This window comes from Ruegeria sp. BB6 (assembly GCF_056539385.1).
In genome coordinates, this window is the sequence record NZ_JBQFUW010000001.1 from 464976 (window position 1) to 488131 (window position 23156).

The 23156-nt window shown below is 56.7% G+C and carries 27 protein-coding genes and 2 pseudogenes; 17 read left to right on the forward strand and 12 right to left on the reverse strand.

Going from position 1 to position 23156, the window contains the following annotated elements:
* The first annotated feature begins 23 nt into the window (after positions 1-23).
* The 5 genes from thrS (at position 24) to ACR0B7_RS02250 (ending at position 4707) form a co-directional block, all read left to right on the forward strand.
* Positions 24-1982, forward strand: coding sequence for a threonine--tRNA ligase (thrS, locus tag ACR0B7_RS02230; RefSeq protein ID WP_170480932.1), 1959 nt, complete (start codon positions 24-26; stop codon positions 1980-1982).
* A 221-nt stretch (positions 1983-2203) separates the two neighbouring features.
* A complete protein-coding gene (locus ACR0B7_RS02235) occupies positions 2204-2506 on the forward strand; it encodes a BufA1 family periplasmic bufferin-type metallophore (RefSeq protein WP_170382535.1) in 303 nt (100 codons plus the stop codon).
* Between the two features lie 70 nt (positions 2507-2576).
* On the forward strand, positions 2577-3434 hold the full coding sequence (bufB, locus tag ACR0B7_RS02240; protein WP_170480930.1) for an MNIO family bufferin maturase: 858 nt from the start codon (positions 2577-2579) through the stop codon (positions 3432-3434).
* Entirely contained in the window at positions 3431-4192 is a 762-nt protein-coding gene (locus ACR0B7_RS02245) for an HvfC/BufC N-terminal domain-containing protein (protein WP_170480928.1), read from the forward strand. The genes bufB and ACR0B7_RS02245 overlap by 4 nt, the downstream gene beginning before the upstream one ends.
* The gene (locus ACR0B7_RS02250; RefSeq protein ID WP_170480926.1) at positions 4189-4707 is read left to right on the forward strand and encodes a DoxX family membrane protein; all 519 of its coding nucleotides are present in this window, start codon (positions 4189-4191) and stop codon (positions 4705-4707) included. The genes ACR0B7_RS02245 and ACR0B7_RS02250 overlap by 4 nt, the downstream gene beginning before the upstream one ends.
* A 1-nt stretch (position 4708) precedes the next feature.
* On the opposite strand, the gene ACR0B7_RS02255 is transcribed toward ACR0B7_RS02250, so the two are convergent.
* Positions 4709-5077 (reverse strand): hypothetical protein, encoded by a 369-nt coding sequence (locus tag ACR0B7_RS02255; RefSeq protein ID WP_170382527.1) that lies wholly within the window; start codon positions 5075-5077, stop codon positions 4709-4711.
* A 41-nt stretch (positions 5078-5118) separates the two neighbouring features.
* Positions 5119-5436, reverse strand: a complete 318-nt coding sequence (locus ACR0B7_RS02260) for an ArsC/Spx/MgsR family protein (RefSeq protein WP_170480924.1) — start codon at positions 5434-5436, stop codon at positions 5119-5121.
* A gap of 215 nt (positions 5437-5651) precedes the next feature.
* On the opposite strand from ACR0B7_RS02260, the gene ACR0B7_RS02265 reads away from it, so the two are divergent.
* On the forward strand, positions 5652-5858 hold the full coding sequence (locus ACR0B7_RS02265) for a cold-shock protein (RefSeq protein WP_170382500.1): 207 nt from the start codon (positions 5652-5654) through the stop codon (positions 5856-5858).
* Between the two features lie 80 nt (positions 5859-5938).
* On the opposite strand, the gene ACR0B7_RS02270 is transcribed toward ACR0B7_RS02265, so the two are convergent.
* Together ACR0B7_RS02270 and thyX are read right to left on the reverse strand one after the other, a co-directional pair.
* Complete coding sequence (locus ACR0B7_RS02270) at positions 5939-6247, reverse strand: hypothetical protein (RefSeq protein ID WP_170480922.1); 309 nt, start codon at positions 6245-6247, stop codon at positions 5939-5941.
* 61 nt (positions 6248-6308) lie between these two features.
* Positions 6309-7220: an FAD-dependent thymidylate synthase gene (gene thyX, locus ACR0B7_RS02275; protein ID WP_170382496.1), complete on the reverse strand. Its 912-nt coding sequence runs from the start codon at positions 7218-7220 to the stop codon at positions 6309-6311.
* Positions 7221-7395: 175 nt separating this feature from the next.
* Here thyX and ACR0B7_RS02280 point away from each other — a divergent pair, with 175 nt between their 5' ends.
* Genes ACR0B7_RS02280 through ACR0B7_RS02290 form a run of 3 tightly spaced genes read left to right on the forward strand, consistent with a single transcriptional unit; the run spans position 7396 to position 9244 of the window.
* Positions 7396-7824 (forward strand): VOC family protein, encoded by a 429-nt coding sequence (locus ACR0B7_RS02280; protein WP_170382494.1) that lies wholly within the window; start codon positions 7396-7398, stop codon positions 7822-7824.
* Positions 7821-8525 (forward strand): DUF1194 domain-containing protein, encoded by a 705-nt coding sequence (locus tag ACR0B7_RS02285; RefSeq protein ID WP_480680831.1) that lies wholly within the window; start codon positions 7821-7823, stop codon positions 8523-8525. The genes ACR0B7_RS02280 and ACR0B7_RS02285 overlap by 4 nt, the downstream gene beginning before the upstream one ends.
* Entirely contained in the window at positions 8522-9244 is a 723-nt protein-coding gene (locus tag ACR0B7_RS02290; RefSeq protein ID WP_170480920.1) for a DUF1194 domain-containing protein, read from the forward strand. The genes ACR0B7_RS02285 and ACR0B7_RS02290 overlap by 4 nt, the downstream gene beginning before the upstream one ends.
* Here the strand turns inward: ACR0B7_RS02290 and ACR0B7_RS02295 are convergent, their stop codons facing one another.
* The 3 genes from ACR0B7_RS02295 to ACR0B7_RS02305 all read right to left on the reverse strand — a co-directional run bounded on the left by ACR0B7_RS02295 (position 9245) and on the right by ACR0B7_RS02305 (position 10466).
* Positions 9245-9742, reverse strand: coding sequence for a winged helix DNA-binding protein (locus tag ACR0B7_RS02295; protein WP_170480918.1), 498 nt, complete (start codon positions 9740-9742; stop codon positions 9245-9247). It lies immediately after the preceding gene.
* Positions 9743-9819: 77 nt separating this feature from the next.
* Positions 9820-10077, reverse strand: a complete 258-nt coding sequence (locus ACR0B7_RS02300; RefSeq protein WP_170480916.1) for a succinate dehydrogenase assembly factor 2 — start codon at positions 10075-10077, stop codon at positions 9820-9822.
* Entirely contained in the window at positions 10074-10466 is a 393-nt protein-coding gene (locus ACR0B7_RS02305; RefSeq protein WP_170415450.1) for a helix-turn-helix domain-containing protein, read from the reverse strand. The genes ACR0B7_RS02300 and ACR0B7_RS02305 overlap by 4 nt, the downstream gene beginning before the upstream one ends.
* Before the next feature lie 91 nt (positions 10467-10557).
* On the opposite strand from ACR0B7_RS02305, the gene ACR0B7_RS02310 reads away from it, so the two are divergent.
* Both ACR0B7_RS02310 and ACR0B7_RS02315 read left to right on the forward strand, forming a co-directional pair.
* Positions 10558-11760: a pyridoxal phosphate-dependent aminotransferase gene (locus ACR0B7_RS02310; protein ID WP_170480913.1), complete on the forward strand. Its 1203-nt coding sequence runs from the start codon at positions 10558-10560 to the stop codon at positions 11758-11760.
* Positions 11761-11771: 11 nt separating this feature from the next.
* On the forward strand, positions 11772-12173 hold the full coding sequence (locus ACR0B7_RS02315; RefSeq protein WP_170480910.1) for a hypothetical protein: 402 nt from the start codon (positions 11772-11774) through the stop codon (positions 12171-12173).
* On the opposite strand, the gene ACR0B7_RS02320 is transcribed toward ACR0B7_RS02315, so the two are convergent.
* Together ACR0B7_RS02320 and ppk2 are read right to left on the reverse strand one after the other, a co-directional pair.
* Positions 12174-13547 (reverse strand): MATE family efflux transporter, encoded by a 1374-nt coding sequence (locus ACR0B7_RS02320; RefSeq protein ID WP_170576644.1) that lies wholly within the window; start codon positions 13545-13547, stop codon positions 12174-12176.
* 105 nt (positions 13548-13652) lie between these two features.
* Positions 13653-14576: a polyphosphate kinase 2 gene (gene ppk2 / locus ACR0B7_RS02325; RefSeq protein ID WP_170480903.1), complete on the reverse strand. Its 924-nt coding sequence runs from the start codon at positions 14574-14576 to the stop codon at positions 13653-13655.
* Between the two features lie 125 nt (positions 14577-14701).
* On the opposite strand from ppk2, the gene ACR0B7_RS02330 reads away from it, so the two are divergent.
* Positions 14702-15577 (forward strand): alpha/beta fold hydrolase, encoded by an 876-nt coding sequence (locus ACR0B7_RS02330; RefSeq protein WP_170482032.1) that lies wholly within the window; start codon positions 14702-14704, stop codon positions 15575-15577.
* 4 nt (positions 15578-15581) lie between these two features.
* Here the strand turns inward: ACR0B7_RS02330 and ACR0B7_RS02335 are convergent, their stop codons facing one another.
* Positions 15582-16190 carry a peroxidase-related enzyme gene (locus tag ACR0B7_RS02335; RefSeq protein WP_170382475.1) on the reverse strand — a complete coding sequence of 203 codons (609 nt, stop codon included), beginning with the start codon at positions 16188-16190 and terminating at the stop codon, positions 15582-15584.
* Between the two features lie 182 nt (positions 16191-16372).
* Between ACR0B7_RS02335 and ACR0B7_RS02340 the strand changes: the two genes are divergently transcribed.
* The 4 genes from ACR0B7_RS02340 (at position 16373) to ACR0B7_RS02355 (ending at position 20526) form a co-directional block, all read left to right on the forward strand.
* Positions 16373-17212, forward strand: coding sequence for a class I SAM-dependent methyltransferase (locus ACR0B7_RS02340; RefSeq protein WP_170480900.1), 840 nt, complete (start codon positions 16373-16375; stop codon positions 17210-17212).
* A 138-nt stretch (positions 17213-17350) separates the two neighbouring features.
* Entirely contained in the window at positions 17351-19309 is a 1959-nt protein-coding gene (gene parE, locus ACR0B7_RS02345; protein WP_170382471.1) for a DNA topoisomerase IV subunit B, read from the forward strand.
* A gap of 9 nt (positions 19310-19318) precedes the next feature.
* Entirely contained in the window at positions 19319-20146 is an 828-nt protein-coding gene (locus ACR0B7_RS02350) for a hypothetical protein (protein ID WP_170480897.1), read from the forward strand.
* A 194-nt stretch (positions 20147-20340) separates the two neighbouring features.
* The gene (locus ACR0B7_RS02355) at positions 20341-20526 is read left to right on the forward strand and encodes a sugar transferase (protein ID WP_480680836.1); all 186 of its coding nucleotides are present in this window, start codon (positions 20341-20343) and stop codon (positions 20524-20526) included.
* A 130-nt stretch (positions 20527-20656) separates the two neighbouring features.
* Here ACR0B7_RS02355 and ACR0B7_RS02360 read toward each other — a convergent pair whose 3' ends face one another.
* Both ACR0B7_RS02360 and ACR0B7_RS02365 read right to left on the reverse strand, forming a co-directional pair.
* Positions 20657-20929: a glycosyltransferase gene (locus tag ACR0B7_RS02360; protein ID WP_170480894.1), complete on the reverse strand. Its 273-nt coding sequence runs from the start codon at positions 20927-20929 to the stop codon at positions 20657-20659.
* 194 nt (positions 20930-21123) lie between these two features.
* Positions 21124-21660 (reverse strand): annotated as a pseudogene (locus ACR0B7_RS02365) (sugar phosphate nucleotidyltransferase); the annotation flags it as partial.
* A 461-nt stretch (positions 21661-22121) separates the two neighbouring features.
* On the opposite strand from ACR0B7_RS02365, the pseudogene ACR0B7_RS02370 reads away from it, so the two are divergent.
* A pseudogene (locus tag ACR0B7_RS02370) lies at positions 22122-22754 on the forward strand (DDE-type integrase/transposase/recombinase); the annotation flags it as partial.
* Between the last annotated feature and the right edge of the window lie 402 nt (positions 22755-23156).

Genomic DNA, 23156 nt, shown 5'->3' on the forward strand with positions numbered 1-23156 from the left:
CAAACCGACGAGGAGAGCCAACCATGGCCCTGGATTCAAAATCCGTCTCTCTCACCTTTCCCGATGGCAATGCACGCAGCTATGACGCTGGCGTCACACCCGCGCAGGTGGCAGCCGATATTTCAACTTCGCTGGCGAAAAAAGCGATCTCGGCCACGGTAAACGGCCAGCACTGGGACCTTCAGTGGCCCATCGAAGACGACGCGCAAATCGCCATCCACACCATGAAGGATGAAGCGCAGGCCAATGAGCTGATCCGCCACGATCTGGCCCATGTCATGGCCCGCGCCGTGCAGGAAATCTGGCCCGCCACCAAAGTCACCATCGGCCCCGTGATCGACAACGGCTGGTATTACGACTTTGACCGCGAGGAACCCTTCACGCCCGAAGATCTCGGCCTCATCGAGAAAAAGATGAAAGAGATCATCAACAAGCGCGACCCCGTCACCACCGAGGTCTGGGACCGTGACCGCGCGATCGAGTTCTACAAGGCCAATAATGAGCCCTACAAGGTCGAACTGATCGAAGCCATTCCGGGGGATGAGCCGCTGCGCATGTATTGGCACGGCCACTGGCAGGACTTGTGCCGTGGTCCACACCTGCAGCACACCGGCCAACTGCCCGGCGACGCGTTCAAACTGATGTCCATCGCCGGTGCCTATTGGCGCGGCGACAGCGACCGCGCCATGCTTCAGCGTATCTATGGTGTGGCCTTCACCGGCAAGGAAAAGCTGAAAGCGCACCTGCACATGCTGGAAGAAGCCGCCAAGCGCGACCACCGCAAGCTGGGCCGCGAGATGGACCTGTTCCACATGCAGGAAGAAGCTCCGGGGCAGATCTTCTGGCACCCCAACGGCTGGACTATCTACACGACGCTTCAGGACTATATGCGCCGCGCTCAGCATCGCGGGGGGTATGTCGAAGTCAACACGCCGCAGGTCGTTGACCGTAAGCTGTGGGAGCGTTCGGGTCACTGGGACAAGTATCAGGAAAACATGTTCATCGTCGAAGTTGATGAGGAACATGCCCGTGAAAAGGCGGTCAATGCGCTAAAACCGATGAACTGCCCCTGCCACGTCGAGATTTTCAAGCAGGGCCTGAAATCCTATCGCGACCTGCCTCTGCGTATGGCCGAGTTCGGCTCGTGCGCGCGATACGAACCGTCGGGTGCCCTGCACGGGATCATGCGTGTGCGCGGGTTTGCCCAAGACGACGCACATATCTTCTCAACCGAGGATCAGATCGGTGACGAATGTGCGCGTTTCATCGGGTTTCTGACGGATGTCTACAAAGACCTCGGGTTTGAAAGCTTCAAGGTGAAGTTCTCGGACCGGCCCGAACAGCGTTCCGGCTCGGATGAGGTGTGGGACAAGGCAGAAGAGGCCCTGCTCACCGCGACCCGCGCAGCAGGTGTCGAGCCTGAGCTGAATCCCGGCGAAGGCGCGTTCTATGGGCCTAAGCTGGAATTCGTGCTGACCGATGCAATCGGGCGCGACTGGCAATGCGGAACCTTCCAGGTGGACTTCGTCCTGCCCGAGCGGTTGGACGCCACATATATCGGGGCCGACGGCGCGAAACACCGCCCCGTCATGCTGCACCGCGCCTGCCTTGGCTCGTTTGAACGCTTCATCGGCATCCTGATCGAAGAACACGCCGGTAAGCTTCCGTTCTGGCTGGCTCCGCGTCAGGTCGTTGTTGCGTCGATTACATCCGAAGCTGATGAGTATGTCCTGGAGGTTGTCGAAACCCTCAAGGCGGCTGGCGTTCGGGCCGAAGCCGATATTCGCAACGAAAAGATCAACTACAAGGTCCGCGAACATTCGGTCGGCAAAGTGCCCGTCATTCTGGCCGTTGGTCACCGCGAAGTTGACGAGCGCACGGTCAGCGTCCGTCGTCTTGGTGAAAAACAAACGCAGGTACAGTCACTTGAAACTGTAACAAATGAACTGTCCAAAGCTGCGACACCACCAGATCTGCTGTAACAAAACACGGCAAATCGACTGAAATCCGGCCCTCTCATCAGGGCCGGATTGAAACAATTTACATTTTCGATTTCAAAAACAATATGTTAACCTGCAAGGACGCATGACGATCTTTGACGGGGTTGTGAGACACGGGCTCGTGAATTCAACTAGGGCACCCAAGCCATTACCTTTGTCATTGTCAAAAGCAGACATACGCAGTCATCAAAAGGATTACCGAGATGTCGAACACCGCAAAATCCCTTGTAATCGCAAGCGCCGTTGCAGCCGCTGTATCGGGCATGGCCACCACAGCAAGCGCGCAGGCAAAAGAAAAGTGCTATGGCATTTCCAAAGCTGGCGAGAACGATTGCGCCGCAGGCCCGGGCACCACATGCGCCGGAACCTCGACCGTTGACTATCAGGGCAACGCCTGGACGTTGGTTGACGCCGGAAAATGCACCGAGATCGAACTGCCCAAGGCGGCTGACGGCTCGGATCGCAAGGGTTCGCTGAAACCGCTAGAGCGTGACCTGCCCGCATAAGCCTGAGCCAAGATGAATTCGAGGGGCGGGCCAAAACGCCCGCCTCTTTTTCGTGACCGGGGGAATTCACATGCTGGACAACGCAATCCGATCCAACAGGCTGCCTGCCGCGCCCGGCGTCGGCTACAAGCCCCAGCACTTTTCCCAGATTCTGGAAGATGCAAGCCCCGTCGCTTGGCTTGAGATTCACGCCGAAAATTACATGGGCGACGGTGGTCGCCCCCTTGCGCAGCTTCGCCACCTTTCGGAAAAATTCCCCATTTCAGTTCATGGTGTCGGTCTGTCGATCGGCGGCGAAGGGGCGTTGGACCCCGACCATCTCGCCCGCTTGAAGCATCTCGTCGGATGGCTCAACCCCGCAAGTTTTTCCGAGCATTTGGCGTGGTCTACTCATGACAGCCATTTTCTGAACGACCTTCTGCCCCTGCCATATACCGACGCGACATTGACCCGCGTGTGCGAACATATCGATCAGGTGCAGCATGTTGTCGGGCGCCAGATGTTGCTGGAAAACCCGTCAAGTTATCTGGCTTTCGAGGAAAGCACCTGGTCCGAGCCTGAATTTCTACGCGAAATTGCCCGCCGCACCGGGTGCGGTCTGTTGCTGGACGTGAACAACGTTTTCATCTCAGCGACCAATCTGGATTTTTCTCCGCAAGGTTATATCGACGCCTACCCTCTGGACAAAGTTGGAGAGGTTCACCTTGGCGGACATGATGAGGACGAGGATGATTTTGGCCATCCTCTGCTGATCGACAGCCACGGGCGCGAAGTTGTCGATCCGGTGTGGGCATTGCTCGACTACGTGCTAGAGCGATCCGGCCACAAACCCGTTTTGATCGAATGGGACACAGACGTACCTGACTGGCCCGTTCTCCGGGCCGAGGCAGTGCGGGCACAAGCGGCATTGGACCGCATACCGGCATGAGCGTCTCGCAGTCAGCATTTCGCGCGGCCCTTCTGGATCCGTCCGCGCCGGTCCCTGACGGGCTGATAGACGCGGCAGAACGCGCGGCGGGTCGCCGGTTCAGCGTCTATCGCAACAATGTCGCCGTTTCACTGACCGAAGCCATGCATCAGGCGTTTCCGGTGATCACCAGCCTGCTGGGACCTCAGAACATGGACGGTTTGTCGGGGCTGTTCCTGCGCAAGCACCCTCCTTCGACCCCGATGATGATGTTCTACGGCGAGGCGTTTCCTCAGTTCCTAGCCGAAATGGAGCAGTTGTCTCATCTTGGCTACCTTGCGGATGTCGCCCGGTTAGAGTTGGCGCTGCGCAGCTCATACCACGCGGCCGACAGCAATGCAGTCGACGCCGAGGCGCTGTCTGTTTCGCCTGAAGAAGTCATGCGGGCGAAACTGGACTTTGCGCCGTCGATGAAAGTTATTCGATCCGAATGGCCGATTTTCTCGATCTGGCGCTTTAACACGCAAGACAACGCCCCGAAACCTCAGGCCGTTGGCGAAGACGTTTTGGTCACACGGCCGGAATTCGATCCCGCACCACATTTATTACCCGTCGGCGGCGCGGATTGGATTGCAGATATGATGGCCGGTTTGACGATTGGTCAGGCGTTTGAAAACACCTCTGCAACCACCCCCGAGTTTGACCTCGGGACCACTCTGGCGCTGCTGCTGCAAGGTGGCGCTGTTACTTCCGTGACTATCGAAAGGCTGGCACAATGACTGCCCTGATCTCTTTTCACAACAACGTTCTGGGACGGCTGGACAGTTCAGCCAACTGGCTGACCCCGACGCTTGCCCGGTTGGTTTTTGTTGCTGTCTTGTTTGTCTACTACTGGAATTCGGCGACCCTGAAAATCGACGGGTCGATCTTTACGCCATCCGCCGGAGCCTTCGGCCAGATATTCCCCAAGGCGGCTGAAGCCGTGCTGTATGACGTCACCCAGATGACCTTTTTCCAGCGCATTGTGATCTTCCTGGGAACGGTTGCCGAGTTTGTTCTGCCCGTTCTGCTGCTGATAGGTCTGCTGACGCGGGTCGCCGCACTTGCCATGATCGGGTTTGTGTGGGTTCAAACCATTGTCGATGTGACAGGCCACGGCGTGAAACTGGGCGGATTGTTCGACAATGCCGTTACCCTTCTGGATCAGCGCGTCATGTGGACGTTTCTGTTTCTGGTGATCGTCATCAACGGCGCGGGTCCGATCTCGCTGGATCGTCTCCTGCGCCTGAAGTGATTTAGAAATGCGCCTTGGGCTCGTCCGGTTTACCCGCGGCCAGCCCAAGGAGGCCCGCAACTGCGGCAAACGCCACCGGGAACATGGTGAACGCATTGAACCCGAAGGCATAGTACATCCCAGCCGCTGAAATCAGCAGCAAAACCCCACCGAACAAGGCCCGCGCATGCGCCATGGCCCCGCCCGCGATCGCCAACAGGGGCGCAATAATGGACATGGCTTGGATAAGTTGAGCGTTGTCTACCTGCTCTGCCAGCCCCTCGACTTCGCCGAACCGGTCTATCAGTTCAACATACCCATAGCCGAAAAAGCCGACAATCATACCGATCAGCCCGGCAATCACACCCAAAATCATCGCTGCATTACGCATCTTTTGTCCTCATTCTTGCGTCAAAGCAGATAGGTACGCATTCAGGATACGCCAAGCCCCGACCTCGTTTCCGGCGTCCAGCCTAGAAAAAGCGCGCCCTCACTCTCGATCAGGGGGCGTTTCATAAGGGTCGGATGATCCTGTAACAGCTCTAACACGGGCCGCGCACGCTGTTCTTGGTCCAGACCACGCCAGGTTGTAGAGCGTGTATTGAGCAAAGCCTCGCCGAACTGATCCAGTGCCTTTTTTAGCACTGGCTCGGGCACACCCTCGGCGCGAACGTCAGAAAAATCGGCAGAAGGAAGCGATTTCAACGCCTTACGGCACGTATCGCACGTCTTTAGGCCAAATAGGCGCATTTACTGGCAACTCCTGTAATTGTGCTAATTTTTAGCATTTTTGCCTGCTTCTATCGGTATTTCTTGATTTTTTACTTCACCGTGCAATGTTGAAAAAGACGAAATGCGCAATTCGGGCCGTGGCGTGTGGGCGATACGGTGATGATTTGCGGTCGCGTCAATCACTACCCCCACCGATTTGTGGGACAACGTGTAAGTAGAAGGAGACACGGGAAATGCCAACTGGCACCGTGAAATGGTTTAATACCACTAAAGGCTACGGGTTTATTGCCCCTGATGAAGGTGGCAAGGACGTATTTGTTCATATCTCGGCCGTAGAACGGTCCGGTCTGACCGGGCTCGCTGACAATCAGAAAATCTCGTACGAGCTGCAAGACGGACGTGATGGCCGCCAAATGGCTGCTGATTTGAAGCCGCTTTGATTTCCCCGGTTATTGCGGGAACTAAAAAACAGGCCAACGGCTAATTTCCGGCCGTTGACCGCCCCTTAAGGTGTGTCACCTTACCCTCGGGCCGGTTTCTCGTCGGCACGAGAGTGCCAGTTTTGGCCCATTGCCACGATGCAGGACGTTCCGGTTGAATACGTGACAACCATCGTCCAATCGCCGGAATTGCTGGTCCAGACCTCCATCAACTGCTCTGGCCCGCGCAAGCCCGTCGCCTCGCGCGTTGCCCCGAATTGACCGGTCAACTTGTCGTACATTCTTTGCGTCGGCTCACAGATCACCTCAGCGATTGGTGATTTGGACTGAGCCGGAGTCGCCAGCAGAAACGCAACGCACGCATATCGAAAGCCGTTGGAAAACGTCATGACCCAAGTGTAGCAGGGTCAAGACAAAATGTATAGACAAACGATATGCCTTAACGGGGTATCACCCTTTCCGAATAACGCCTTCAAACTCGCGCCATTCCCGCGCAGTCATGCCTGAGTTTTCCTGCGTCACAGCCTCGCCCGACAGCATTCTGCGCAGGCAGTCAACCATCTGTGCGGACAGGTTTACAGCACCCAGACGGTAGTCTTCAAACGCACGATAGGCAAATGGCACCCAGTCGGCGACGATCTTGCACATGGTGTCGGCATATACACGGATTTCATACTGCGCATGCGGATCAGCACGCAGACGCAGAAAGTGGAACAGGTTGTGAAGATCAACCTTCCAGTACCATTGCGTGTAAATATTTGCAGGCAAGTTCATTCGCGCCAACTCGCGCGCCAACCCTTGCTGACCGTCTTGGTTGATCATCGCCTCGTAGTTGTCATAACAGCGCGCGCTATCCGCCTTTAGAATCTCCAGCACGCGCGCGGCCTCTTCACCCTGAAGCGCGTCACCCCTGCCCTGGTTGTTCACCTCAGATTGCGCGGCCACGTGGTCCGGTGCCGGGATATAGAACTCTCGGTCGAGGATCGAGTAACGCGCCGAGTATTCGTTCACGTTTGCCGTGCGATGACGGATCCACTGTCGCGCTACGAATACCGGCAATTTGACGTGCAGCTTGATCTCGCACATCTCAAACGGGGTCGAATGCCAATGGCGCATAAGATAGCGGATCAAACCCTCGTCGTTTTGAACCGACTTGGTACCCTTGCCATAAGATACGCGAGCGGCCTGACAGATTGCCGCGTCGTCTCCCATATAGTCGATCACGCGCACGAAACCGTGATCCAGCACCTGATGCGCCGTGTATAGATGATCCTCCATTCCGGCTGCCACAACGCGGCGTGTTGGATGCGATTGCGCCCGTTGCGCTTCGATCTCGGCCAGTTGGTCGGTGGACAGCGGCATGAATTTTCCTTTCCAGCAATGAGTCGCAGACAACTATATCTCGACAATCCGATGACCGGAACCGCGATATGTGCGCCTTGGCCCGCAAACTTAAAAATGTGCTCGCGCGACCTCTCGACACTCTTGGTCTGCGCGCTAAGCTGCTGACTATCACCGAAATAGAAAGGAAGCCGCAATGGGGCTTACATACCTCCACACCATGGTGCGTGTTAAAGACCTGGAAAAATCCATGGCATTCTATGAGTTGCTGGGGCTGAAGGAAACACGGCGCTACGACAGCGAGGCCGGACGTTTTTCCCTGATATTCATGGCTCCTCCCGGGCAGGAGGACCGACCGATTGAACTGACACACAACTGGGATGGTGATGATGAACTGCCCAGCGACAGCCGCCACTTTGGGCACCTCGCCTATGGCGTCGACAATATCTACGAGGTGTGTCAGCACCTGCAGGACAACGGAGTCGTCATCAACCGACCTCCGCGCGACGGAAGAATGGCGTTCATACGCTCGCCCGATAATATTTCGGTCGAGCTGCTTCAGAACGGCGAGGCTCTGGAACCTGCGGAACCTTGGGCCAGTATGGACAGCACTGGCCACTGGTGATCCGCTGGCTGACAACACTGGGCCTGGCCATCATGGCCAGCCCCCTGCGGGCCGAGACGTGTCGCCTCGCCCTGGCATTGGCAATGGACATTTCCACTTCGGTTGACGCCAACGAGGACGCGTTGCAGCGCCAAGGCTTGGCCGCAGCATTGATCGCGCCAGAGGTGACCCAAGCGTTCTTCTCATCACCAATGCCCGTCGCTTTGGCCGTCTACGAATGGAGCGGGCGCAGCACGCAGCATGTCATTCTCGATTGGACAATGATCCGCACACGCGCCGATCTGTTGTCTGCCGCGACGACGGTGCAACGGTCGGTGCGAACAGACAGCGGTTCTGCCACCGCGATGGGCTATGCGCTGGCGTTCGGGGCGACATTGATGCAGCAAGCTCCGGCTTGTCTGTTTCAAACGATTGACCTGTCAGGCGACGGCTCGAACAACGACGGGTACGGGCCGGACTCGGCATACAGGCATTTTCCGTTTGAAAATATCGTGGTCAACGGACTGGTCATCAATGCCGCGGACTTCGAGGGCGAGCTGTTCCTCATCCCGTTTTTCGAGAACAACGTCCTGCACGGACCGGGCGCGTTTCTTGAAGTCGCCCAAGGCTTTGAGGACTTTGAACGTGCAATGCGCCGGAAACTGGAGCGCGAGTTGGCTGGATTGCAAATCGGGGCGCTGCAAGGTGGAGGCCATGAATGATACGATTGCTGGCGGCCATTCTCATGCTGCTGGGCAATTCAGCCGCAGCCGAGTGCAGGCAGGCATTGGCGTTGGGGCTGGACGTATCCGGGTCGGTGGACAGCGGGGAATACCGGTTGCAGCTCGGAGGGTTGGCGGCTGCGTTGCAACGACCCGAAGTCAAGCAACTGATCCTGTCTGAAATATCAGCGCCAGTGCGCCTGGCGATATTTGAATGGAGCGAATCTCATCACCAACGCATCCTATTGCAGTGGACCGAGGTTCGCTCCGAACAGGATCTGCAACGGATCGGTTCCCTTTTGAACAACGTGAAACGCAGCAATGCGCCGCAAGGCACGGCGCTTGGCTCGGCAATGCAGTTTGGTGCCGAACTTCTGACCGAGCAGACCGAATGCTGGAAACGAACACTGGACCTATCCGGAGACGGAAAGCAAAACCTCGGCCCTCACCCCCGCGAGGTCAAGGGCGCGCTGGCCAATTCCGGCATTACGATCAACGGGTTGGTGATCGGGGTCGATGACCAGAGCCCTTCCGACAAGCGGTTCGTGCAAGTCGGCGAATTGTCTGCCTACTACACCGCCTGGGTAATTCTTGGCCCCGGCGCATTTGTCGAAGTCGCTTTGGGATTTGAAGACTACGAGGATGCCATGACCCGAAAGCTGATCCGCGAGCTTGAAGGACTGACCTTGTCAGAGGCCGTCGGCATCAAGCTGCCCTGATCAATAGATATAACGGATTTGGTCGGTCCAATAGCGTTCGACCCGACGCAACGAGCCGGTAATATCCTCGATTCCCTGAAATTCCAGAACGCCGCGCGATTGCAGACCTTGCGCGTGGCGCGAGAACAGTTCGGACACAATATCGCGGATTTCGCGCCCCTGCGGGGTCAGCCGCACCCGGACAGAGCGGCGGTCGATCTCACACCTTTGGTGGTGCATATACCCCATATCCACAAGTTTCTTCAGGTTATAGCTGACATTGCTGCCTTGGTAATATCCACGGCTTTTCAACTCACCAGCGGTGACTTCGTGATCCCCGATGTTGAACAACAACAATGCCTGAACCGCATTGATCTCAAGCACACCGACGCGTTCAAACTCATCCTTGATGACATCCAAAAGCAGTCGGTGCAGCCGTTCTACCAAGGCGAGCGCCTCAAGGTAGCTGGTCATGAAACCCTTGGCCCCGGCCGCAGAGACCTGCATTTCGATACTCATCCGATCCTCCGATTCAATCGCGCTGTTTCACGCAGCATGAATCGAAAAACCGAAAAATCAGTTAAGCTGCTTTTCCGTCATTTTTGAAAGGTTTGCGCGATATCGGATACCAGATCGGAAAATTGTGGGGGTGGGGCGACCTGCCCCGTGACCCATTGATACAGGTCCTGATCATTTTCGTGCAGCAGCGCGTCATATGTATCAAGGCCAGAGGAATCCATGTCCGCCAGATTTCGGTCTGCATAGGCGGCAAGGATCAAGTCCATCTCCTTGATCCCGCGCCGCATGGAGCGCATCTTTAACCGCTTGATCCTGACATCTCGCGTTTCGGTCACTTGCCTTGCTCCAACATCAAACGGACACGTTTTTCCAGCCGTGCAGCGCGCTCGGCGCTGGCACGCATCTCACCTCGGATCGAGCGCAGCTCGGCCACAACCTCGGCGAGCTCCGGTGCGCCTTCGTCGGGATCAACGGGGGCATCCATCCCCTCGCCTTCGCCAGTCAACAGCCACATGATCGAGACATTGACCATCCCGGCTATCATCGAAAGGCGGTTGGCCCTGGGTTCGGACAGGTCATTTTCCCAACCGGTGATCGTGGCCTTTTTCACCCCCAACCGGCGGGCCATTTGGGACTGGGTCATCCCAGCCGCCTCACGAGCGCCTGCCAGACGATCCCCGAATGTCGCGGCGTCCGGCCCGTACCAGTCGTTTTCGTCAGTCATCGGGTTCTCCAATTCCACAATTCATATCGCTTGATCGTCATTCGGGCGCACCCTATGACAGTCAGGTTGAACATACAAACCGAGGCCCCCCATGAGTTTCCTGTCTGCGACACTGTCACGCGTAAAACCATCACCTACTATCGCGATGACGGCCAAGGCAGCCGAACTCAAGGCGGCAGGGCGTGATGTAATTGGCCTGAGCGCGGGCGAGCCGGACTTCGACACCCCTCAGAACATCAAGGACGCGGCGGTTGCGGCCATCGCTGCAGGCAAGACCAAATACACAGCGCCCGACGGTATCCCCGAGCTGAAACAGGCCGCCTGCGCCAAGATGAAGCGCGACCACGGGCTGGACTACACGCCTGCTCAGATTTCCGTGGGCACTGGCGGCAAGCAGACGCTCTATAACGCGCTGATGGCCACGATGAACGAGGGTGATGAGGTGGTCATCCCCGCCCCCTATTGGGTCAGCTACCCCGATATGGTGTTGCTGGCGGGTGGTACTCCGGTGGTCGTGGAAACGACGCTTGAGAACAGCTTCAAGCTGACCGCAGAACAGCTTGAAGCCGCGATCACACCCAAGACCAAGTGGTTCATCTTCAACTCTCCGTCCAATCCGACCGGCGCTGGGTATAGCCGCGCCGAGTTGAAGGCGCTGACCGATGTGCTGATGCGTCACCCGCATGTGTGGATCATGTCGGACGATATGTATGAACACCTCGCCTATGACGGGTTCGAGTTCTGCACCCCGGCAGAGGTTGAACCGGGCCTGTACGAACGCACATTGACCTGCAATGGCGTGTCAAAAGCCTATGCCATGACCGGCTGGCGGATCGGTTATGCAGCCGGGCCAGTGGAATTGATCGCGGCAATGCGCAAGATTCAGTCTCAATCGACATCGAACCCCTGCTCGGTCAGCCAATGGGCGGCGGTCGAGGCGCTGAACGGCACTCAGGCGTTTCTGGCCCCGAACAATGTGACGTTCAAACGCCGCCGTGATTTGGTGGTGCGGATGCTGAATGAGATTGACGGCATCACCTGCCCAACGCCCGAGGGTGCATTCTATGTCTACCCATCCATCGCGGGGCTTATCGGCAAGACGTCACCCGCAGGTACCGTGATCGAAAACGACGAGGCGTTTGCAACAGCCCTTCTGCAAGAGGCGGATGTCGCCGTCGTGTTCGGCGCAGCCTTTGGTCTGTCGCCAAATTTCCGCGTCAGCTATGCGACCTCGGACGAGGCGCTAACCGAAGCCTGCACGCGCATTCAACGCTTTTGCGCGTCCCTGACCTGATCGGAGGTTCCATGACTGCCGAGCTTCCTGAATACTATTTCCGTGTGCGCGAGAATGGTGCTGCGGTTTTCAGAATTGACACTGAAAACCGACAGCGCCGGATCGAGATGGATCAGATTGCCGTCATCAACATCCGCAACGGTGAGGTCAAACCGCAAGGCCAACGGACGCTGTCCGAGGCTGATCGGGCTGAAATCGCCCGGTGGATGGACGCGCGCAAAGAGCTGTTGGCCCGCCGGGATATTGACGACATTCACCGTGCGGTCGATTACCTGAACCTGACCACGCAATGGGCGCAATCAAAGGCAACCGACGAACAGCTTGAAGACGTCACCGATCGGTTGCTGTTGGCGATGCACGACCTACGGTCGGTATTGGTGCGCAAAAAGGCGGATCGCTTGGATAAAGGCTGATCAGGCCGAATTGCTGGCAACCATCGGAACCTCGCGAACGGACCTAAGCCAGAACCGGGCCATCAGAAGAACGGCTGCGCAGGCCAGCCCCAACACGAGGCCGAGCCAAACGCCGATGCCGTCCATCCCACGGACAAAGCCAAAGTAATAAGACGCCGGAATCCCGATGACCCAATAGCTGAGCCCGGCCATCACCATCGGTATCTTGGCGTCCTGAAGCCCTCGCAACAGGCCCAGCGCGATAACCTGCGCTCCGTCCACCAGTTGGAACAGGGCCGCCATCGCCAGAAGCCCAGTTCCGATCAGCAGGATTTGCGAGCGCTGCGGGTCATCGGGCTCCATGAACAGCGAAATCAACGGCTCGGCGCAGGTCACGAACAGGATCACCGTCAGGATCGACATCACCAAGGACATCCCCGTCACCGCAATCGCACCCTTTTCAAGATGCGCCCGATCTTTGCGTCCCAATGCGTTGCCCGCGCGGATCGTGGCCGCATTGGACAGCCCCAGATGCACCATGAACGTGGCTGATGCGAGGTTCAGCGCGATCCCATGGGCCGCCAGCGGCACTTGCCCCAGCCAACCCATCATGATCGCGGACATTGCAAACAGGCTGACCTCGGCCAAGGTCGTCAGACCGATGGGCACGCCCAACCGCAGGACGCTGAAAAAGAACTCCCAATCCGGGCGCCAGAAGCGTTGAAACAGGCTGGGTTCGGGCAACACGCGCACGGCATAGATCACAACGAACACCAATGACACGATCTGCGTCACGATCGAGGCGACAGCCGCACCGATAACGCCAAGCTCTGGCGCGCCCCAGTTGCCGAAGATCAGCGCATAGTTGGTGAACCCGTTGACGACAGCGGCCGTGACGGTGATCCACAACACGATCTGAGTGCGCTCGAGCGCCGCCAGATAAGACTTCAGCACCATCACGATAAGCGCCGGGAACAGCCCCCAGCCCGCAACCCGTAGGTATTCAGACGCGGTCTTGGCCACCTCCGGTTCCTGATCCAAGGCAATCAGGATCGGGTAGGACCACCACAGAAGCGGCATCATCAACGCCGCATAAATCAACGACAGCCACAGCCCCATACGGGTCGAGCGGCGAATACTCGTTTTGTCCTCCTCTGCCGCAGCCGTGGCGACCATCGGCATAACCGCCCAGCCGAATCCAGCGCCAAACAGGAACAGCACAAAGTAATAGCTGCTGGCCAGCGTGACTGCGGCCAGCGCCTCGACCCCATACCAGCCCAGCATGATTGTATCGGTCAGACCGATAGCAAACTGCGCCAGATGCCCGCCGATCAACGGCAGGCCCAGCACTGCAATGGCCCGGAAGTGGCCACGATATGTCATCACCTTGTTCATTGCCCAAGCCTTATGCCCGGCCAGAGGCCGGGACAAGACTAGAACAGCGATATTTCACAATGAGACATCATTTCCGGGGCCGGACTTAAGCCCCGGACGCGCCCCCTACCGTGCGTCAGGGTGCAGCGAGTTGCCCAGAATATGCTCGGACCTGTGAATCACATGATGGGCCTGTCCGACGATCAGCGGATCGGGCTCACCCACAATGTCATGGTCCTTGTCCGGGTAATCCACCGTCGACAGGAAATGACGCATGCAATTCAGCCTCGCGCGTTTTTTGTCGTTTGACTTAACGATGGTCCACGGCGCATCGGCGGTGTCGGTGTAGAAAAACATCGCCTCTTTCGCCTCGGTATAGTCATCCCATTTGTCGAGACTGGCCTTATCGATAGGAGACAGCTTCCACTGCTTCAGCGGATCAGTCTCACGGCTTTTAAAACGGCGCTGCTGTTCGGATTGCGTGACCGAAAACCAGTACTTGTAGAGCTGAATGCCGGAACGAACCAACATACGCTCCAGTTCCGGCGTTTGGCGCATGAATTCAAGGTATTCGTTCGGCGAGCAGAAACCCATGACCCGCTCAACACCCGCGCGGTTGTACCAAGAGCGGTCGTAGAACACCATTTCCCCAACCGTTGGCAGTTCCTGAACATAGCGCTGGTAATACCACTGGCCTTTTTCTTCCCAGGTGGGCTTGTTCAACGCCACGACGCGGGCTTGCCGAGGGTTCAGGTGCTCCATGAACCGTTTGATCGTGCCGCCCTTACCCGCTGCGTCGCGGCCTTCAAACAGCAGGACAAAGCGCTGGCCTGTCTCCTGCGCCCATAGCTGGACTTTCAGCAGCTCTGCCTGCAACTGTGCCTTTTGCTCCTCATACGTCTTGCGCGCGAGTTTGCGGTCGTAGGGATATTTGCCGGTCTCAAAGGCGTGGCGTATCTTGTCCGGTGCGGGCTGGCATTCGGCCTCGCTGGAAGCTGGCACAACTTTGATGTGGGAATTTTCTTGTTCGATCTGAGCCGCTGTTTCCATTCAGTCTCTCCTTGCTACACTGTCCAAAGAGACGCCTAGCAGACGATCGAAAAATGCGCTTTGATTGGTGTCAAACCGCAGCACCTTTTGCTGTAATTCCGCTTAACCAACAAAGGGTTCCAATGATGGAAACCAGATACACGAACATAAACGACCAGCGCTTTTTTCTACGATGCTGGGGCAACCCCGAGCATCCCGCGATGCTGATGCTGCACGGGTTCCCCGAATACGGCGGCGCGTGGTGTGATCTGGCCCCGCATCTGGCCGAGCACTTCTATTGCATCGCCCCTGATCAACGGGGTTACGGCCAGAGTTGGAGCCCGGAAGGAACCGGAAAATATGCTCTGTCGCAACTTGTGTCCGACATGGCCGCACTTGTTGAAAGCCTTGGCGGGCCGGCCATTGTTCTGGGTCACGACTGGGGCGCGTCGGTGGCTTATGGGCTGGCCATGTTTCGCCCGGAACTGGTTGAAAGGTTGATTATCGCCAACGGTGTCCACCCGGTCCCGTTTCAGCGTGCTTTGGCAAAAGGCGGTGCGCAATCTGAAGCGTCGCAATATATCAACGACTTGCGTGCACCGGATGCGGCACAGCGTTTCGCTGCGGACAATTTCGCGCTGCTTGAGCGCTTTTTCCGCCACGGCATGGGCCTGAACTGGCTGTCGGATGAGCGGATGCAGGATTACCGTAATGAATGGGCGCGCCCTGGCAGGTTAGAGGCAATGTTGAACTGGTATCGGGCGTCCCCCCTGGTCGTGGCCGAACCGGGAGTACCCCGCACCGATCTGCCGCCGTTGCCATTGGATCGGCTGATGGTCCGATGCCCGCACCTGTTGCTATGGGGACCCGAGGACAAAGCTCTGCTGCCCGAGGCCACCTCTGGGCTGGAAGACTTTGCCCCTGATCTGACGCGGATCGATATTCCCGGCACTGATCACTGGCTGCACCACCAACGCCCCGAAGAAATAGCGCAGGCCATTCTGGACTGGATGCAGAACTAACGCATCACCGATGCCCCCAATCCGCAGGGTCGTCCGAGTTGTTGGGCGACAGTCCAAGAATATCTCCGTCCGTGGAACAACCGAGGCCCAAAACCGTTCTGTTGGCGTATGAGAAATAAGCACAGACCTGATTGATCTCGAGTATCTCACCATCATCCCAACCTGCGCGGCGCAGACTCTCGATATCAGCTTCGATCATTTCCGAGGGCGCTTCGGTCAGTTTGCGCGCATAGGTCATCGCCGCAATCTGAGCTGCATCCAGTGGGGCGGTCGCCGGTGTACCGGCCTCAATCGCGGCGCGGATCGCGTTGCCGCGATCAACATCGCCCAGCAAACGCTGCAAACCGCTGAAATGATGCTCGACACAATAGGCGCAGCGGTTCAGGGAACTGACCCACACACCGAGGACCTCAAGAAACCACTTGGGAATCGAATTGGCCGAATGGTGCAGGACGTTCTTGTACAGAGCCATGTGGCCTTCCATCGAATGGGGCCGCAAGGAATGTACCATCATGATGTTGTCGACGTTGTTTCCGGGTCCGGTGACCCGATCATAGAGTTTCTTTAACCTACCCGTCGCCTGCTCGAACGGAATGACCTTTATCCAGCTCATGTTGCCCCGCGCAAATTCTGTTTGTTTCAGGTTCACCGTAGAGGCGTTCCCTGCAATCTGCGAGGTGAAATACGAACCTTTCAGGCCCGTCTTCGCTTGCCATCCCTTACTGCAATCGTCCCCTCTATGCCGATACGCCACTCCAGAGTAAGGTTGCTGAACCCAACGGAGGACCAGAGCCGATGGACGACACAGAGAAAAGAGTCGCGCAGTGGTACGCAGACCACCCGATTTCTGCGCCGCATATCCTCACGAAACTCAAAAGCGCCGGAGGAACGCTGGACGACGTCGAACCGCAAGACCTCTATCCCTATGATCAGGACCACTACGACGGCTTGAAAGCCAACGCGCGGCTGGCGGACAATACCCAAATGCGATCCGGAGACCGGGTTCTGGATATTTGCGCTGGGTTGTGCGGCCCCGCGCGCTGGTACGCGAATGAGCGCGGCGTTGACGTAACCGGCGTGGATATCAGTCCAAACCGGGTAGACGGCGCCAAACAGTTGAACGCCCTTGTCGGTCTTGCAAATCAGGTCCACCCCGTTCTGGCAAGTGCGATGGACATCCCTTTTGAAGACGGGAGGTTTGACGCAGCAGTCAGCCAGGAATCGTTTCTTCACGTTCCCGACAAATCCAAAACTTTGCACGAAGCCTTTCGCGTTCTGCGCCCTGGTGCCCGTTTCTCCTTTACCGACTGGGTGATGCACACGCCGATGCCGCAAGAGGAGTTTGAAGAATACCGGCGGCGTTTTGCCTGCCAATCACTGCTAAGCATTCCGGAATACGAAGAGCTACTTAAGGACGCCGGTTTTGTCATAGTGTCTGCCAAAGACGTGACCGAGGCTTGGGGTGATATTCTGGCCAGGCGGCTGAGAATGTATCAAGACCTTGATGTCGAGGCAGAACGTGCAGGCAATCCCTCGAAAGGGGATGACTTTCTGATAATGTACGCAAAATTCGTGAGCGATGTTCAACAGCACCGGATCGGCGGAGTATGCCTGACCGCTGAAAAGCCGCGCTAGACTTGTTCAAAAAGGCGGCTCGATTGGTCCAAGCAGCGTATCTTTCCTGAGTTCGTCGCCACAACACCTCGCGGCCCTCTTCCCCCGGACCACATCACCTGCCATAATGGGCAAAACCCAAAAACAAGAGCAGCACCGATGCCCGACGATCTGTTGACGCCCAGCGCAACCGCCACCTATGACGCCTCATCGATTGAGGTGCTTGAAGGTCTGGAACCCGTTCGCAAACGCCCCGGCATGTATATCGGCGGCACCGATGAGCGCGCGCTGCATCACATGGTGGCGGAAATCCTCGACAACTCGATGGACGAGGCGGTGGCCGGTCACGCCAACCGGATCGAGGTCGAGCTGCACGCAGATTACGCCCTGACCGTGCGCGACAATGGGCGCGGGATTCCGATCGACCCCCACCCCAAATTCCCGGACAAATCCGCGCTGGAAGTCATCCTGTGTACCCTGCACGCGGGCGGTAAATTCTCGGGCAAGGCGTATCAGACCTCGGGCGGTCTGCACGGCGTTGGTGCTTCGGTGGTCAACGCGCTGTCGGATTCGATGGTCGTGCAGGTGGCGCGGGACAAGACACTTTTTGAACAACGCTTCTCGCGCGGCATCCCGTTGGGGCCGGTGGAAAAGGTCGGCGCGGCCCCCAATCGGCGCGGCACCACCGTGACCTTCCACGCGGACGCCGACATCTTTGGCCATCACAAGTTCAAACCGGCGCGTCTGTTTAAATCCATCAGGTCCAAAGCCTACCTGTTCTCGGGCGTCGAAATCCGCTGGAAATCCGCCATCGACGACGGCGAGACCCCGACCGAGGCGACGTTCCACTTCCCCGGCGGCTTGTCCGACTATCTGAAGGAAACGATGAACGGCTCATCCACCTATGCCGAGCAGCCCTTTGCAGGCACAGTGGACTTCACCGAGAAATTCGGCACCCCCGGCAAGGTCGAATGGGCGATCAACTGGACGCCCTCGCGCGACGGGTTCATCCAATCCTACTGTAACACCGTCCCCACCCCCGAAGGCGGCACCCACGTGGCGGGGTTCTGGGCCGCGATCCTCAAGGGGATCAAGGCGTATGGAGAACTGATCAACAACAAGAAAGCCGCGCAAATCACCCGCGATGACCTGATCACCGGCGGCTGTGCCCTGGTGTCGTGTTTCATCCGTGAGCCTGAGTTCGTCGGCCAGACCAAAGACCGCCTTGCCACGGTCGAGGCGCAGCGACTGGTCGAGAATTCGGTCCGCGACCATTTCGACAACTGGCTGGCCGCGGACACGAAATCCGCCGGCGCGATACTGGACTTCCTCGTATTGCGGGCCGAAGAACGCCTGCGCCGACGGGCCGAGAAGGAAACTCAGCGCAAGTCCGCCACTAAGAAACTTCGTCTTCCCGGCAAGCTGGTGGACTGTTCCAGTTCAACTCGCGACGGCACGGAACTGTTCATCGTCGAGGGCGACTCGGCGGGCGGCTCCGCAAAAATGGGGCGCGATCGCAAAACGCAGGCTCTTTTGCCCCTGCGCGGTAAGATCCTGAACGTGCTGGGCGCGGCCAGTTCCAAGCTGGGCACGAACGCCGAAATCAACGACCTGACGCAGGCACTGGGTGTGGGGCTTGGCACCAAGTTCAACGTGGACGACCTGCGCTATGACAAGATCATCATCATGACCGACGCGGATGTGGACGGGGCGCATATCGCCTCGCTGCTGATGACGTTCTTCTTTACTCAGATGCGGCCCATGATCGACGCGGGCCACCTGTACCTCGCCTGCCCGCCTCTGTACCGCCTGACCCAAGGCGCCAAGCGCGTCTACTGTCTGGACGAGGCCGAGCGGGACGAATGGCTTGAGAAAGGTCTTGGCGGCAAGGGCAAGATCGACGTCTCGCGCTTTAAGGGTCTGGGCGAGATGGACGCCAAGGACCTGAAAGAGACCACGATGGACCCGGCATCCCGCAAACTGATCCGCGTCACGATCGACGAGGACGAACCCGGCGAAACCGGCGATCTGGTCGAGCGTCTGATGGGGAAGAAGCCCGAACTGCGGTTCCAATACATTCAGGAAAACGCGCGGTTTGTGGAGGAGTTGGATGTTTGAGGGGAAGCGATGTTCTCTTCGCTAATTGTCCGTCTTTTTGGAGAAAAAAGGACAGTCGGCTGGTATCAATTTTTTTCCCGAAAGTCTCGAATGCACTTAGGTGCGTATAACTCCGCTAGGCTAGCACAAAACTTAAACAAACTGCGTCGTGTTCCTAGAATTGCGGTAGATACTCAACTCCTTCAACTCGCAAATTTTGAGAGGCCCACATGGTACACTGAGGAGTGGAAACTTGGTCCAGAAACTCATACACACAGTTTTCTCGGGCCATATATACCTGAATTTAGCCAAGATCTTATTCTTCAAGTTCCTTTCCTGTATTCCATCTTAGAGTTGGCGCGAAACGATCAAATCGAATTGGTTGTTTTGCCGACCGTAGCGGCTGAAAAGAAAAAAGCTCCCAACAAGTTCAATAGCGGCATGCTTTGTCGGCCTCTAGATCATGATGTAAAATACACTACTGTCGATTTTGGATGCAGTCGGTTGACCCATTCTCGAGGCTCAAGTTGGCCGATAGGTCCGGTCGTTGACAGGGACCGTGACGAATGTCGATTTGAATTGGGAAAGTACAACAGAATCTATCGCCATATTTCGGGAAAGTCCCAAAGAGGTGATGTATGGCATTTCACATTTTGCGATGCATACGGTTTGGACGTGTTCTTGACCGCAGACGAAAAGTTTTTAAAACCCTATCGGCAAATTCAGAAAAAACTACACGAGGACGGCGTTAGAGCGCGTGCGCTAAACCCTCGAGAGTTGTGCGGCGAATGCAATCTCTGGCCTACTAATCCCGCAGCACCCGACTACAAAACCTTTTTTCACGAAGATCAGCGTTAGGCCGGGCTTCAGCCCGGCACACCGCAAACCCCTCGCCTAACCCGTTGATCTCGTTCACACTTACTCTCAAACCGTCATTCAAGAACGACTTTTGAGGTTCTCGAGCGTCCAAGACCCAATAAGACCAATGGATTTTGAACGGGAGGACTAGCCTGGATAAGCTGCCGCAGATCTGGAATGTACTGAAGTGCGAGATGAGCTTTGTCGGCCCGCGCCCCATCAACACCAGGGAATTAGCCAAATACGGAAACAGCGTGTCTGCGTATCTGGTTCGGAAGCCCGGCATCACCGGTTTGCGGCAAATCTCAGTGCGCATCGACAGCAGTTATAACCAGCGGGTGACGCTGGATGTGGCCTATCTTTCCAACTGCAAGACCTGAAGATCATCCTCAAGACGGGCTCGGTAGTTCTCGGCAAAATTGGCCGTTGACTGGCACCGTTCAGTCAGCTTTGCGAATCCCTTTTCTCTTCACCCACTGGCGTGTATCGGGAGGCACGGGAATTGATGCACTAGCGGCCATGCGCCCGAATCTCTGCTTTTAAGCGCCGCAAAGCACCAAGATCAGAGAATCCAGGCTGACGCATCATCTCGCAGGAGCTTGTCGTTAGCCCTTTAATACCCTGTAAATCAGCTATTTCCTGTTCAAACGACGCTTCCGCCCGGTTTGGCGCATAGATGATATGGACGCGGTGATTGCGCCTCACGATCTGACGCGCGAGGTCGAGTATGTGCCGCCCAGTGCCTCCCCCAGAGGTCTCTGTGACTAAAAGAATGTCGTGCATACCGCCCTCTAATTTTCGGCCCGCGTGGCAGTCTCAGCGCCGTGGGATTGCGCTCAAATATCCGCCCGAAGCAAAGCAGGGACAGCAGATCAATCGCTTTAACAAGGAGCACCTCTATAGATGAAATTAAATTTCCTACAAGCGCCTCTCCGGGCTCTTTGCCAGCCGGAGAAGACAGGTAGAATAAGCTGTCGCAGCTTCACCTCATCGTTCACGGCCACCTTTGCGGTGCCTTTAACCACGATCCAATGCTCGGAGTGGCGGGCATGACTTTGCAGCGAAAGCGCTGCTCCGGGATGGACGAGCACCCGCTTGACCTGGACGCGGTCGCCCACCGCCAAGCTTTCGAACCAGCCCCAGGGGCGGTGGTCCTTGGGAAACTGGGTGGCCTGGGCGGAGCCCTTTGCCTTCAGCACTGCGACGGCCTTCTTCACGTCCTGGGAACGTGACTTATCGGCGACCAGAATGGCCTTTTCCATCACCGCATAGTCGATGGAAGTATCCTCTGCCTGTACCGGAGCCATCAATGTTGGCGCGTATGTCTTGAAGACAGAGAGGATATCGATTGCCCGGAACAGGAAGATGCCTGCATTCCTTTTGAAGTGTCCGGACAAACGCCGCGCCGATGCCTGAAACAAGGAATCTTCATCCACTAGCGGCACAAACTGCGTCGAATAGCTTTTGCGTGACAATGGCCACAGACGGGCACCGGAACCTCCGCAAAGGAGCATTGGCGTAATCAACATGGAGAAATACCCGATCAAAAGCTTGGTCGTAGTCAGGTCTTAATGAACGGGCAACTCACTGACAAGCCTGAGGGTGATTTAGTTGGCGAGATTTCACCTTCTGGTTTATCGGCCTGCTGCAAAATCTAGCGGCTAATAGGAAACGTGCTGAAGTTGCGTGCAGATGGAGGCACTAGGGTGAAAAGTAAGGTTCCAGCCTAGTTATCCACGGGCTGAGCTCCGTTGAGGGTGTTAGATTTGTGTTACGGGCTCCAATGAATTCCCTAATCAGCTGAAATAGAAAGAAAAATATTCAATTTGTGTGATAGTACGTCAGATGGTGTCTGGGCATTACCAAATTGATCGAGGTGTCGTTCTCGGATGTGTGACGTCAGCACCCACCGGACAGAATTAGGAGTTTGAGCAACGGAGAAATTCTGGTTCATCGAAGCCACTATGGAGCGAAGATGAAATCCGGAACATCGAAGGACGCCGCTAACAAGCATGTCCGAGGTATTAGGCGCAAGACGCGCAAGCATTGCTCTGCTGAAGAGAAGACCAGGGTCGTTTTGGCGGGGCTGCGTGGTGAAGAGAGTATCGTTGCGCTTTGCCACCGTGAGGGGATCGCCGAGAGCTTGTATTACTCGTGGTCGAAGGAGTTCCTTGAAGCAGGGAAGAACCGCCTGGCAGGTGATACCGCGCGCCAGGCGAAATCACCTGAAGTTAAAGAGCTGTGGTCGGAATATGCCGCCTTGAAGAAGGTTGTCGACTTTGCACTGGAGCACGAAGAGCTGGCGATCAAATACACCGATGAGAAGCTCCACTTCGCCTCGAAATCCTTAGTATATCGCATTCTCAGCGCCGAGAATCTGATCACCGCCCCGGTCACGTGGTAGTTCCGGGCGGCTGACGAGCTCCAGGACAAGACAACCCGGCCGAACGAGCTATGGCAGACCGACTTCACTTATCTCAAGGTTGTCGGTTGGGGCTAGTTCTATTTGTCCACGATCCTCGACGACTTCAGCCGCTGCATCATCGCCTGGAAGCTTTGCACAACGATGAAAGCTCAGGATGTGACCGATACGCTAGACTTGGCCCTGAACTAGGTTCAAAAGAAGATTTCGAGAGATACCCCAAATGCGAGTTGAACAAACAGAGGTCAAGTTTAAGACTGGTTCGCGCTTATGACGCTGGTTTCTTGATTTGGCAGCCTGCAGAAAACCTCCCCAGTTTACACTACACTCAAGTTCCAGCCTCAATTCGTCTAGAAAATAGTAAAAATCGATTCAAAGGGTTGGTTTGCGCTTCGTCTAACCTCTGCTTGCTAGCCGAAAATAGCATAGCTTAAGTACTGCTAAATTAGAGAGCACTCGCCCGCTCATGGGGGCAGAGTCGAGCGCGTGTATGATATCTTGTATCATGCATTGGGTTGATAGGGCAGAATACCCCCACAGCCCGCCAAACCGCAAACCCCTTGCCTAACCCGTTGATCTCGTTCACAC